This is a genomic window from Paenibacillus aceris (assembly GCF_017874035.1).
Taxonomy (GTDB): Bacteria; Bacillota; Bacilli; order Paenibacillales; family NBRC-103111; genus Paenibacillus_E; species Paenibacillus_E aceris.
The window spans coordinates 225,088-237,604 of sequence record NZ_JAGGKV010000002.1; the positions used below are offsets into that span (position 1 = coordinate 225,088).

Sequence of the window (12,517 nt, forward strand, 5' to 3'; positions counted from 1 at the left end):
TTTTCGGATTATATCTAGTAAAACTGTTGAATTTTCAATGCCGATTAAATCACTTTGGTTTTTGCTGCAATGAACGGCGCCTTGTTATCCCCAGTCAATACGCGGCCGCGGGAGATGAAGACATCCTTGTCCAGAATCGCATTTTCTATAATAACATTCTCCTCAATTTCACAGTTTTGGAGAATAATACTGTTTTTCACATAAGCGCCTTTGCGGATTTTCACTCCGCGGAACAAGATGCTGTTCTCCACCTTGCCTTCAATCGTACAGCCGTTTGCGATGAGTGCGTTTTTGGCGGCTGCAGATTCCAAATACTTCGCAGGCGGCTCATCTTTAACTTTCGTATAAATGAGATTTTTCTGGAAGAACAATTCTCTCCAGATCACCGGATTCAACAACTGCATGCTGTGTTTGTAGTAGCCTTGAATGGAGTTCACGATTCCTACGTGGCCTTCAAATTTATAGCCGTACACACTGAGCTTGTCAATATTTTTCATGATGCCGTCGCGCACCAGATGGTCATAGCCTTGAGCGAGGCAGGATTCCACCATATCCAGCAGAAGCGCTTTGCTCATGATATACATTTCCATCGAAATATTGTTCGTCCGCAGTCTTCCAGTGTGATCTTCCATCAGCGTCACTTGCCCGTTCTCTTTAACGGCTAGACGGCGGAATTTGCCTTGAATATCCTCATCCGTTTGCTTATAGATGACCGTAATATCAGCTTGCGTATCTTCGTGATAACGGATGACGTCGCGCAAATCCAGATTGCAAACCATATGGCTGCGCGAAATAATAACCAGTTCTTCTTTGCCGCGATAGAAATAATCCCGATGGCTGTAGAATTGGTACAAATCACCGCGTGATATGCCTGTCGGCTCATCCAACACGGATGGGAGTACGAACAATCCCCCACGTTTTCTGTCCAAATCCCATTCTTTCCCGGACCCAAGATGATCCATCAGTGAGCGGTATTTATGCTGCGTAAAAACAGCCACGTTATCAATCCCGGAATTCACCATATTCGACAATGTAAAATCAATTAATCGGTAGCGTCCGCCGAATGGCACGGAAGCAGGGCAGCGGAAATACGTCAGTTCCTCCAAATCGTCCGGCTCATTCACTAAATTAATGACACCCATTACATGTTTCATCTGAGATCATCCCTTCTGTTTGGCAGTCGCTAATACCCGTTCATTGCCGCCTATGAGTGAAATTTCACCATGACCATCTACCACAGCGCCGTCTTCCACGACTGTATTTTCACCGATAATCGCTTTGTTAATCGTGACATTGTTGCCGATCTTCGCATTCGGCATAATAACGGAATCACGAATTTGGCTGCCTTCGCCAACTTGTACCCCGAAGAACAAGACAGAGTGATCGACATCTCCGAAAATCGCACAGCCCTCATTCACTAGTGAACGCTTAATGTTCGCTGTCGGCGCCACATATTGAGCAGGCTGGTATGGATTTTGGGAGTAAACCCGCCAATCTTTATCATTAAGGTTCAACTCGTTATTTTCATCGAGCAGATCCATATTTGCTTCCCATAAACTATCAATGGTACCGACGTCTTTCCAGTAGCCGTCGAACGGATAAGCATACATTTTCGCTTCATTTTGCAGCATCATCGGGATAATATCTTTCCCGAAATCTTTACTGGAATTCGGATTTTCCTCATCCGCAATCAAATACGATTTTAGTACACTCCAATTAAAAATATAAATACCCATGGAAGCCAAGTTACTGTTCGCTTCTTTTGGTTTTTCGGCAAATTCAGTTATTTCCTGTTTTTCATTAACGCTCATAATTCCGAAACGGCTGGTTTCTTCCCATTTCACTTCAATTACTGCAATACTTGCGTCCGCATTTTTCTCTTTGTGGTAGGAAAGCATTTTATCATAATCCATTTTGTAAATGTGATCACCCGAGATGATCAAAACATACTCCGGATCATACTGCTCGATAAACCCAATATTGCGATAAATCGCATTGGCTGTTCCTTTATACCAATCTCCGCCTTTTTGTTCCATGAACGGAGGCAACACCGTGACACCGCCATATTTGCGGTCCAAATCCCACGAACTGCCGATTCCAATATACGTGTTGAGCACGAGAGGTTGATATTGAGTCAAGACACCAACGGTGTCTATACCTGAATTCGTGCAATTGCTAAGGGTGAAATCAATAATCCGGTACTTCCCGCCAAAATGTACGGCTGGTTTCGCCAAATTATTCGTTAGCACGCCTAGTCTTCGTCCTTCTCCACCAGCGAGGAGCATGGCAACACATTCTTTACTGCGCATCTCTGATTTCCCCCTTCAACTTCGTTTTCTCTAGTTGGAATTCTTTCACACATTTTATATAAACAGCCGCAAGCGGCGGAATACACAGAGACAAGCTATAAGGCTGTTCGTGCCATTTTCTTTTTTCACTCGTGATTGGAAGCTTGTTCCCTTGGCCGGAACCGCCAAATTCAGGAGCATCGCTGTTAAAAACAACCTCATACACACCGCTACGCGGGACGCCGATTCGATAATCGGGGTGCACCACTGGCGTGAAATTACAGATGAGAATCAAATCATCCTCCTTCGAATTTCCTTTGCGCATAAAGGTAACAACGCTTTGGCTCTCATCGTGCGGATTAATCCATTGAAACCCATCCGGACTATGGTCCTTTTGCCATAATGCCGGTTGGTCCAAATAAAATTGATTCAGAGCCTTCACGTAAGTATGCATCTGTTCGTGCTTCTCATAACCATTCAACAGGAACCAATCCACTTCCTCCTGGTCTTTCCATTCGTCGAATTGACCGAATTCGCTGCCCATAAACAGCAGCTTTTTGCCGGGATGACCCGACATATATCCATATAGAACACGCAGGTTGGCAAATTTCTGCCAATAATCGCCTGGCATCTTATGCAGTAGTGAACGTTTCCCATGAACAACCTCGTCGTGAGAAAACGGCAATACATAATTTTCGCTGAAGGCGTACATAAAGGAGAACGTGATCAGTTTATGGTGATATTTGCGATGGACAGGATCCAGCTTCATATAGCGCAGCATATCGTTCATCCAGCCCATGTTCCATTTATAGTTGAATCCAAGTCCGCCATCATGTACAGGAGCTGTAACGAGCGGCCAATCCGTCGAGTCCTCCGCCATCATAAGCGCATCCGGATAATAGGAGAACACGACTTGATTCAGTTTTCTTAAGAAAGCAACGGCTTCCGGATTATCATCTCCGCCCCATTGATTCTTGAGGGGCTTCTCATTCCATCTGCCGAAATTCAAATGCAGCATAGAAGCTACAGCATCCACCCGGATGCCATCAATATGATAAACATCCATCCAAAATATAGCGTTGGAGATGAGAAAGCTTTGCACTTCCGGCCTGCCAAAATCGAACGTAAGAGTCCCCCATTCCCGTTTCTCGGCTTTGCGCGGGTCTTGATATTCATAAAGCGGCTTTCCGTCAAACTGCCTCAAGCCGTGAGCGTCCTTGCAGAAATGGCCAGGTACCCAGTCCATGATGACGCCGATCCCTTTCTGATGACAGCGATCGACAAAATGCATAAACTGTTTCGGTGAACCATGCCTGCTGGTAACAGAGAAATACCCTGTCGCTTGATAGCCCCATGAGCGGTCAAACGGATGCTCTGCGAGCGGCATCACTTCAATATGTGTATAACCCATCTCCACTGCATAATCGACTAGCTCGTCTGCAAGCTGGTCATATGTATATAATTCTTCGCTATGTCTGTCTTTTTTGCGCCAGGTCCCCATATGCACCTCGTAAATGGACAGAGGTTTATTATAGGCGGGGCTTACTTTTTTGTGCTCCTGCCAAGCTTCATCTTTCCATTCGTAGCCTTCCAGATCGACAACACGCGAGGCAGTGCCTGGGCGTACTTCGGAATAAAAGGCGTAGGGATCGGCTTTCAACAAAATTTGACCGGTTTCACTGTGAATTTCGTACTTGTAATAGTCACCTTCTCTTGCTTCAGGAAGAAACAACATCCAAACCCCAAGTGAGCTACACATCTCCATGCGATGAATCCCGGATTGCCATTGGTTGAAATCGCCAACCAAGAAAACCTGTTTGGCATGAGGCGCCCATACTGCGAAACGAACACCCTCATGTCCTTTTGTTTTGCTTACATGCGCCCCTAGGATGCGATAGCTGTGATACAGGGATCCTTCATGAAGCAGAAACAAATCTTCTGAGCTGGGTATACCAACATTTGCCCCCATGTTATCCCTCCCATAATCGACCTTATTATTCAAAATATGGTTGTTACATTCAATCACATACCCTACAAATACAACAAGCAGGTAGAGAAATCCTTCAATTCCTCATATTAAAAAAAGGAAAAGACTTAATCCTGGGTGAATTACTAAAGTGATACTTAATTGAAAGGTGGAAACCAGGATCATGAAAGACAAAGTAAAAGGACTTATCGTGGGTTTAACGATCGGTTCGTTAATTAGCGGTACAGCAGCTTTTGCGGCTAGCAGTCAAATTGAAGTCGCCTTCCGAAGCCTCAAGTATATGTTTGATGGTGTCGAAAAAGTGCCGGCAGATGGAAAAGGTTTTGTGTATGAAGGATCTACTTATGTGCCACTTCGTTTCGTAAGTGAAGCACTTGGTAAAAAAGTTGAATGGGATGAAGCAAATGAAACGATTTGGATCGGTAACAATCCCAATAAAGTCGTTGCTTCTTACAAAGGCGGTACTGTAACCAAGGGTGAGTTCGATACTTTCTTTGCTACGCAGGCTATTTTCGATAGCAGCTATAATGCCTCAAAGGATAACCCAGACTATCAAAAGAGCGTCTTAACGCAACTCATTCAAAATAGAATTTTGTACGGCAAGTCTTCCGAAGAAGACCGAACCGCTGCTAAAAACAGTGCGGCTGCACAAATCTCAGCTTGGAAATCCCAATCTGGCGAAGCGAAATTTCTTGATAATCTGAATAACTTCAAAGTGACTCAAACTGAACTTCAATATTACCTCGTCGGCAGATTCACGGCGGAAAACTATATCAAATCCAGCATTTCCGACACGCAGTTAAAAGCCAAATATGACGATACTCTCAAACAAGATAAAGATGCCTATACGATTGCATCCGTCCGCCACATCTTGTTCGGCCTAACGAATGATGACGGCAGTGCGAAACGTACGAAGGAAGAAGCTCTTAAGCTTGCCAAGGATGCACAACAACGGCTTAAAAACGGCGAAGATTTCGCGAAACTGGCTAATGAACTGACCGACGACCCTGGTTCCAAAAATACGGGCGGTCTTTATGCAGATGCTGAGGTAAATCTATGGGTACCTGAATTCAAGAAAGCAGCGATCGAACAGACGATTGGTGCCGTAAGTGACCCTGTTGAGACACAATTTGGATATCATCTGATCAAAGTTGAATCCAGATCCGTAAAATCTTTTGATTCGGTAAAAGAATCTTTAAGAGAATCGCTAGTACAAGCACAATTCCAGCAATTTACGGAAAAAGAATTGCCTGGTTTGATTGAAAAGATCGATTTAAGTCAATAAATGGTGTACAATGAATGTTTGTTAAAGTATACAAGTTGAAGGATGGAATGCAGCATGTTTTATGCAAAAGATTGGGTAGATTATGAGCTTCTCGACACTGGCAACGGTGAAAAACTTGAACGCTGGGGCACCTTCGTTCTGAGAAGACCTGACCCGCAAATCATTTGGCCGTTAGAAAAAGAAACGCAAAGCTGGCGTCAGGCAGATGCCCATTATCACCGCAGCTCTAGCGGCGGCGGTCAATGGCAGCAGAATTCCGAACTGCCGGAGCGCTGGACGATCACTTACGACCAGAAGCTGACTTTCTATATTAAGCCAACAGGTTTCAAACATACGGGCTTATTTCCTGAACAAGCCGTCAACTGGAAATGGATGATGGACAAAATTCAGGGAGCCGGCCGGCCGATCAAGGTGTTAAATCTGTTTGCTTATACAGGCGGCGCTTCTCTCGCCTGTGCTTATGCAGGAGCCGAAGTTTGCCACGTTGATGCTTCCAAAGGGGTCGTGCAATGGGCGAAAGAGAATCTGCATCTCAGCGGGCTGGGCAGCCGCCCTGTTCGCTTTATAACGGATGATGTCTTCAAATTCGTGCAAAGAGAACAGCGCCGCGGCAGCAAGTATGATGCGATCATCATGGATCCGCCATCCTACGGGCGCGGACCTAATGGGGAAACCTGGAAACTAGAGGATGACCTCTATCCTTTCATTCAAACCTGTCAGACGATTTTGACCGATAATCCTTTATTCCTGTTGATTAACTCTTATACAACAGGCATATCGGCAACCGTGCTGCAAAACATCTTAACGATGGCCATGAAAGCCAAGCATGGCGGTACGATCTCCAGCGGTGAAATCGGCTTGCCGATTACCCACTCCGGCCTCATGCTCCCTTGCGGTATTCTGGGACGCTGGGAGGCGTAACGTGACAGGAGCTAAAGATGGTTCGGGAGCATCGCAAATTCCGATACTTTTCGAAGACAACCACATTCTTGTGGTGGAGAAGCCCGTGAACATGCCAACGCAAGAGGATGACTCGCGCGATCCAGATCTTCTGAACGCCCTGAAGGCAGACCTGAAGCATCGGCACAACAAGCCCGGCAATGTGTACCTCGGGCTTGTACACCGGCTTGACCGACCCGTTGGCGGCGTCATGGTCTTCGCCAAAACATCAAAAGCCGCCTCACGCTTGTCAGACGCGGTAAGAACAAGGCATCTCGACAAAACGTATGTCGCGATTGTGCATGGCAAACCGCCACAGCCGACCGCTACGCTGCGTCACTGGCTCTGGAAAGACACGCGGACGAATACCGTCAGCGTTGTCAAACCAGGCCAGCACGAAGCCAAGGAGGCTGTGCTGGATTATAAACTGCTCGGCAGCCAAGACGGTCTCAGCTTGATCCAGATCAAGCTGCACACCGGGCGGCCGCATCAAATCCGTGTGCAGCTGGCTGCCATCGGCTGCACGCTTTACGGCGACCAGCGCTATGGCAGCGCGGTCAACAAGCCTGGCCAGCAGCTAGCGCTCTGGGCGACGGCTCTTTCCTTTGAGCATCCAACACTCAAAGAGACCATGCATTTTCGGTCGCTGCCTCCGATGCAGCGGCCGTGGAGCGGCTTTACAATCCCAGAATTGTAAAGTCCGTCCGAAACGGGGGGGCGCTGCCTAAATTAGTTGGCGACTTTTCCTAATAAATAAATAAGCAGTTTCTGGTTATGGGCGGAAACGCGGCTCAGGTACGTATCCAACAGTTGTTCACGGACTAACGTGCCTCGCTCGCATTCCGCCCTTCCTTTGTCTGTTACGTTGACCCAAACGATTCGGCGGTCTTTTTCATCTCGCACACGCACGACTAATTCACTTTTCTCCATTCGATCTAATAGCGTTGTAACCGCCGCAGGTGTTGTAGTTAAATATTCGATTAGATCTGAAGGCTTCATACGCTCATTCGTCATAAGTAATTCTAATACGTTAAGTTGCCCTTCTGTAATCGTAGGTGCTAATCCTACTTCCATCTGGCTCTTCAATTCCTTAGACAATTTCAGCCACAGCTTTCCAAACTCATCGGAATACAACCTCACATCAACTCGCTTCCAACATCTACTATAACGCAAGTATAGCACGCATTTTCCCGTGTTAAAAGGTTAATGCCATTAATACTTTTCAACAAAAGCTGCACCGAAATAGGACATGCTGTCGAGACTTCTACAACTTTGTCCAAACATGATGAATGCCCTAGCTTTCTCGACTTCTTTTAACATCCCGCCCACTTCTGACATATACTGTGAAGCAGTTAGTTTTCAGACGAAGAAGCTAAGGAGTGGTTCACGTGGACGATTGGAAAATAGAACTTGGCAAAAAAGCACTGGAAGCCGGCATACTGAAAGACCCACAGTGGCTGGATCGATTAGACGAACCGATGCCCCTGTGGGTCTTATTAGAGTTAGCTTTTATGCTGATGGAGAAGCTGGATCCACCTACTGTCAGTTATGATTGAGGGAATTTCAGCACATCGATGATGGACTCTGTTTTAGTAACAGGTATGAGTTGCTTACCCTGCGCTTTGCGATCTTCCAGCGGCGCTGTTTCCGTTGAGAAACGAAGTTTCTCTCCATTGCTCATTACAGCCGTTATCTGATAATCCATTTTCACAATAAATGTCCGGATCAATGCTGATCCGTTAGGTCTCACACGCTTGCCTTCCTTGAACTCAAAGGTAAGGATACCTTTCCCTCCGCGCCCTTGAATCGGATAATCAACGACAAGGGACCGCTTCGCATACCCGAGGTCCGATATGACCAGCACTTCCCCCTCATCCCCGTAAATCCACTCAGCCGAGACGACTTCATCGTCTTCCTTGAGCTGGATGCCGCGCACACCCGCGGCCGCACGGCCCATCGGGTTTACTTCTTCCTCGCGGAAACGAATACTCATGCCCTGCTTCGTGACGAGCAGAATCTCTTTCGTATTGTCGCTTAGATGTACGTGGAGCACTTCATCCTGCTCTGCAAGCTTACAGGCGACAAGACCATTGGAACGGTTCGTCATGTATTCTTTGAGCTCGGTACGCTTCACTTGACCTTTACGGGTTACGAACACTAGCGACTTCGTCGGATCGTCGAACCCTTTGACAGGGATCACGTTTACGATGCGATCTTCCTTGGCAATCGGAATGACATTGACAATCGCGGTGCCGTTCTCTTTCCACTTATACTCAGGGACTTGATGTACGGGCAGCAAATAATATTGACCTTTTTTCGTGAAAATCAACAGACTCTCAATCGTATTCACGTCGAGCAAGAAACGCAAGTAGTCGCCTTCCTTCAGCCCAGTACTCTCAAGCTCACCGCCTGATCTTGTGAAAGAAAGTTTGCTTGTCCGTTTTAAATAGCCCTCATGGGAAAGCGTGATGAAGACATCTTCCGGATTGACAAGCACCTCCAGATTGACTTTCAGCTCCTCGACTTCGCCTTGAATGGCTGAACGGCGGTCGATACCGTATTTCTTGCGAATTTCGCCCATTTCATCTTTAATAACGCCTAACAGCTTTTTCAAGCTGCCCAAGATACCGCGCAAATAAGCAATTGTTTTCTCAACATCTTTCAACTCTTTTTCAAGAGTTGTAATTTCTAAATTCGTTAACCGGTATAATTGCAAAACAAGGATGGCATCCGCTTGACGCTCTGAGAAGCCAAATTTCTCGATCAGGTTATTTTGTGCATCCTGCCGATTTTTGGATGCCTTAATTGTGGCGATCACTTCATCCAGAATGTTGAGAGCTTTGACAAGCCCCTCGAGCACATGAGCGCGATCTTCCGCTTTCTCAAGTTCATACTGAGATCGGAAAGTGACAACTTCCTTTTGATGCTCAATGTAAGCTTCCAGAATTTCACGAATACCTAATTGGCGCGGCGCTTTATTGACAATCGCAACCATATTGAAATTGTACGTCACTTGCAGATCTGTTTTCTTCAGCAAATAAGCCAAGATCCCTTGCGCGTCCGCTTCCTTTTTCAGCTCGATCACAATCCGCAATCCATTACGGCCGCTTTCGTCACGAACCTCCGCGATCCCTTCGACTTTCTTCTCCAGCCGGATGTTCTCCATCGCGGTCACCAGACGCGCTTTCACGACCTGATAAGGAATTTCCGTGATCACAATCTGCTGTCTGCCGCCGCGCATGTCTTCAATCGCCGTTTTGGATCGTATATAAATACGTCCCTTTCCTGTCCGGTACGCTTCACGTATACCCTCTTCGCCCATGATAATACCGGATGTCGGAAAGTCGGGACCTTTGACGATGGTCATTAATTCATCAACCGTAATCTCAGGCTTATCGATCATAGCTGTACACGCATCGATAATCTCGCGCAGGTTATGTGGAGGAATTTCAGTCGCAAAGCCGGCCGAAATGCCACTCACACCATTCACGAGCAAGTTCGGATAACGAGCTGGGAGCACAACTGGCTCCTTCGTGGAGTTATCGAAATTATCTTTGAACATAACCGTCCGTTTTTCAATATCACGAAGCAGCTCCATCGCAATTTCAGAGAGCCTGGCTTCCGTGTAACGCATAGCTGCCGGCGGGTCATCATCCAAGGATCCCCAGTTGCCATGGCCATCTACGAGGGTATGCCCCATCTTCCACGGCTGCGCCATCCGAACCATGCCGTCATAAATCGAAGCATCTCCGTGCGGATGGTAATTCCCCATGACATCGCCGACCGTTTTGGCCGATTTGCGATAAGGCTTATCTGGGGTGTTCCCTGAATCGTACATCGCATATAAAACACGACGTTGTACAGGCTTCAAGCCGTCTCTAACATCCGGGATCGCGCGATCCTGGATAATATATTTGGAATAACGCCCGAATCGATCGCCAACGATCTCCTCCAGATAGGCTGGTAAAAACTCTTCTAAAATACCCAACTTTCAGTCACCACTCTTTTTGGTCTACTCTACATATTCGGTAAAATCGACGTTCTCAATAATCCAACGTTTGCGCGGATCTACTTTATCGCCCATTAGTGTTGTCACTCGGCGCTCAGCTTTAGCGGCATCTTCAATTTGAACCTGTAGAAGTTGCCGGCTCTCCGGATTCATGGTTGTTTCCCACAGCTGATCCGGATTCATCTCGCCAAGTCCTTTGTACCGCTGTAATTCGGTATTCTTGCCAAGCTCTTTCACAACAGACTGCAATTGCTCATCCGTCCATGCATATTTGTATCCGCCATTTTTAGCTTTTTTCGTCACTTTATAAAGCGGCGGCTGTGCAATGTATACTTTGCCTGCATCAATCATCGGCTTCATATAGCGATAGAAGAAAGTTAAGAGCAGCACTTGAATATGCGCGCCGTCGGTATCAGCGTCCGTCATAATAATAATTTTACCGTAATTCATCTCATCAACTTCGAATTCAGAGCCAACACCTGCCCCAATGGCAGCGATAATCGCTTTGTATTCATCATTTTTCATAATATCGAGAAGCTTTGCTTTCTCGGGGTTCATCGGTTTTCCTTTTAGAGGCAAAATAGCCTGATGTTTGGAATCACGCCCTTGCTTCGCTGAACCGCCGGCTGAGTCACCCTCAACGACGAACAATTCATTGCGCTGCAAATCTTTGGATTGAGCAGGAGTTAACTTACCGCCTAAGTTAGAGCTCTCGCTCTTCCCTTTCTTCCCGCTGCGAATCTCTTCCCGCGCTTTACGGGCAGCTTCACGAGCCTTGGAGGCTTGAACCGCCTTCTTCAGCATCATTTGGGCAATTTGCGGATTTTCTTCCAGAAACACCGTCATTTTATCCGAAACAACCGCATCCACCGCACTTCTAGCAATAGCGCTTCCAAGCTGATCCTTGGTTTGGCCGACGAATTCGACATCGCCCATCTTGATATTGATCACGACCATCATACCTTCTCTTAGGTCGGTGCCGTCAAGGTTTTTCTCCTTCTCTTTGAGAATGCCCGCTTTACGGGCGTATTCATTCATGACCCTTGTATAAGCGGTCTTGAATCCCGTCTCATGTGTGCCGCCGCCGCGAGTCGGAATCGCATTCACGAATGACGCAATCGTTTCTGTATAGCCATCATTGTACTGAAGGGCAACCTCGACTTCGATTTCGTCCTTCTCCGAGGCAAAATGAATCACAGGATGCAGAACTGTCTTCTCTTCATTCAAAAATTCAACAAATTGGCTCGCGCCACCTTCATACTGGAACGAATCCTGTTTATCCGTACGCTCATCCTTTAAATTAACAAGCAATCCCGAGTTCAAGAAAGCAATCTCCTGCAATCGCTCGGATAATGTATCGTATGAAATGGTGGTGCCACCCTGAAATACACGTTTGTCCGGTTTAAATGTGACTTTCGTACCTGTCCGATTTGAATTCCCAATTACAGCTAAACCGGTCGTAGGTTCACCTACGTGCTCTACACCTTTATCGTCTACCCAATATTCAAACCGCTGCTTATGCGTTTTGCCATCGCGATAAATCTCGACTTCCAGCCATTCGGATAACGCGTTGGTTACTGATGCGCCTACACCATGCAGACCACCTGACTTTTTGTAACCCGATCCGCCAAATTTACCTCCTGCATGCAAAATGGTAAATACCACTTGCGGCGTCGGAACTCCGGTCTTATGCATACCTGTCGGGATACCCCGACCGTTATCTTGCACCGTGATGGACTGATCCTTATGTATCGTCACACTGATTTTGGAACAGTGCTTGGCAAGATGCTCGTCTACCGCGTTATCGACGATTTCCCAGATCAGATGGTGCAAGCCGGAAGAACTCGTGCTGCCGATATACATCCCTGGTCTTTTTCGTACAGCGACAAGCCCTTCCAGTACTTGAATATCATCGACATCATAATCGGATGTTGGGGCTTTTCCATTCGCAAATTCTAGTTGCTCAGTCATTGAAGCCCTCCTTTTTCTAATATAGAGTTCTTTAAAAG

General features: G+C 46.6%; 10 protein-coding genes. 4 read left to right on the forward strand and 6 right to left on the reverse strand.

Features of this window, described 5'->3' with window-relative positions; all coding sequences use genetic code 11:
* Positions 1-44 precede the first annotated feature (44 nt).
* Genes glgD through glgB form a run of 3 tightly spaced genes read right to left on the reverse strand, consistent with a single transcriptional unit; the run spans position 45 to position 4,257 of the window.
* Entirely contained in the window at positions 45-1,154 is a 1,110-nt protein-coding gene (gene glgD / locus J2Z65_RS05225; RefSeq protein WP_167053949.1) for a glucose-1-phosphate adenylyltransferase subunit GlgD, read from the reverse strand.
* A 6-nt stretch (positions 1,155-1,160) separates the two neighbouring features.
* Positions 1,161-2,309 (reverse strand): glucose-1-phosphate adenylyltransferase, encoded by a 1,149-nt coding sequence (locus J2Z65_RS05230; protein WP_167053947.1) that lies wholly within the window; start codon positions 2,307-2,309, stop codon positions 1,161-1,163.
* On the reverse strand, positions 2,299-4,257 hold the full coding sequence (glgB, locus tag J2Z65_RS05235; protein WP_167053945.1) for a 1,4-alpha-glucan branching protein GlgB: 1,959 nt from the start codon (positions 4,255-4,257) through the stop codon (positions 2,299-2,301). The genes J2Z65_RS05230 and glgB overlap by 11 nt, the downstream gene beginning before the upstream one ends.
* Positions 4,258-4,438: 181 nt before the next feature.
* Here glgB and J2Z65_RS05240 point away from each other — a divergent pair, with 181 nt between their 5' ends.
* From J2Z65_RS05240 to J2Z65_RS05250, 3 genes are read left to right on the forward strand one after another with little or no spacing between them, the layout of a single operon-like run.
* Positions 4,439-5,560 (forward strand): peptidylprolyl isomerase, encoded by a 1,122-nt coding sequence (locus J2Z65_RS05240; RefSeq protein ID WP_167053943.1) that lies wholly within the window; start codon positions 4,439-4,441, stop codon positions 5,558-5,560.
* Between the two features lie 54 nt (positions 5,561-5,614).
* Positions 5,615-6,481, forward strand: a complete 867-nt coding sequence (locus tag J2Z65_RS05245) for a class I SAM-dependent methyltransferase (RefSeq protein ID WP_167053941.1) — start codon at positions 5,615-5,617, stop codon at positions 6,479-6,481.
* A gap of 1 nt (position 6,482) precedes the next feature.
* Positions 6,483-7,196: an RluA family pseudouridine synthase gene (locus J2Z65_RS05250; protein WP_338111572.1), complete on the forward strand. Its 714-nt coding sequence runs from the start codon at positions 6,483-6,485 to the stop codon at positions 7,194-7,196.
* A 32-nt stretch (positions 7,197-7,228) separates the two neighbouring features.
* Here J2Z65_RS05250 and J2Z65_RS05255 read toward each other — a convergent pair whose 3' ends face one another.
* The gene (locus J2Z65_RS05255; RefSeq protein WP_167054442.1) at positions 7,229-7,633 is read right to left on the reverse strand and encodes a MarR family winged helix-turn-helix transcriptional regulator; all 405 of its coding nucleotides are present in this window, start codon (positions 7,631-7,633) and stop codon (positions 7,229-7,231) included.
* A 254-nt stretch (positions 7,634-7,887) separates the two neighbouring features.
* Here J2Z65_RS05255 and J2Z65_RS05260 point away from each other — a divergent pair, with 254 nt between their 5' ends.
* Positions 7,888-8,055, forward strand: coding sequence for a hypothetical protein (locus tag J2Z65_RS05260; protein WP_167053937.1), 168 nt, complete (start codon positions 7,888-7,890; stop codon positions 8,053-8,055).
* On the opposite strand, the gene gyrA is transcribed toward J2Z65_RS05260, so the two are convergent.
* Complete coding sequence (gene gyrA / locus J2Z65_RS05265; RefSeq protein ID WP_167053935.1) at positions 8,046-10,487, reverse strand: DNA gyrase subunit A; 2,442 nt, start codon at positions 10,485-10,487, stop codon at positions 8,046-8,048. The genes J2Z65_RS05260 and gyrA overlap by 10 nt on opposite strands.
* Before the next feature lie 24 nt (positions 10,488-10,511).
* Positions 10,512-12,479, reverse strand: a complete 1,968-nt coding sequence (gene parE / locus J2Z65_RS05270; protein WP_167053933.1) for a DNA topoisomerase IV subunit B — start codon at positions 12,477-12,479, stop codon at positions 10,512-10,514.
* Between the last annotated feature and the right edge of the window lie 38 nt (positions 12,480-12,517).

Bases quoted from the DNA above. Each gene is read 5' to 3' on its own strand.
- glgD (WP_167053949.1), bottom strand. From the start codon at position 1,154: ATGAAACATGTAATGGGTGTCATTAATTTAGTGAATGAGCCGGACGAT.
- J2Z65_RS05230 (WP_167053947.1), bottom strand. From the start codon at position 2,309: ATGCGCAGTAAAGAATGTGTTGCCATGCTCCTCGCTGGTGGAGAAGGA.
- glgB (WP_167053945.1), bottom strand. From the start codon at position 4,257: ATGGGGGCAAATGTTGGTATACCCAGCTCAGAAGATTTGTTTCTGCTT.
- J2Z65_RS05240 (WP_167053943.1), top strand. From the start codon at position 4,439: ATGAAAGACAAAGTAAAAGGACTTATCGTGGGTTTAACGATCGGTTCG.
- J2Z65_RS05245 (WP_167053941.1), top strand. From the start codon at position 5,615: ATGTTTTATGCAAAAGATTGGGTAGATTATGAGCTTCTCGACACTGGC.
- parE (WP_167053933.1), bottom strand. From the start codon at position 12,479: ATGACTGAGCAACTAGAATTTGCGAATGGAAAAGCCCCAACATCCGAT.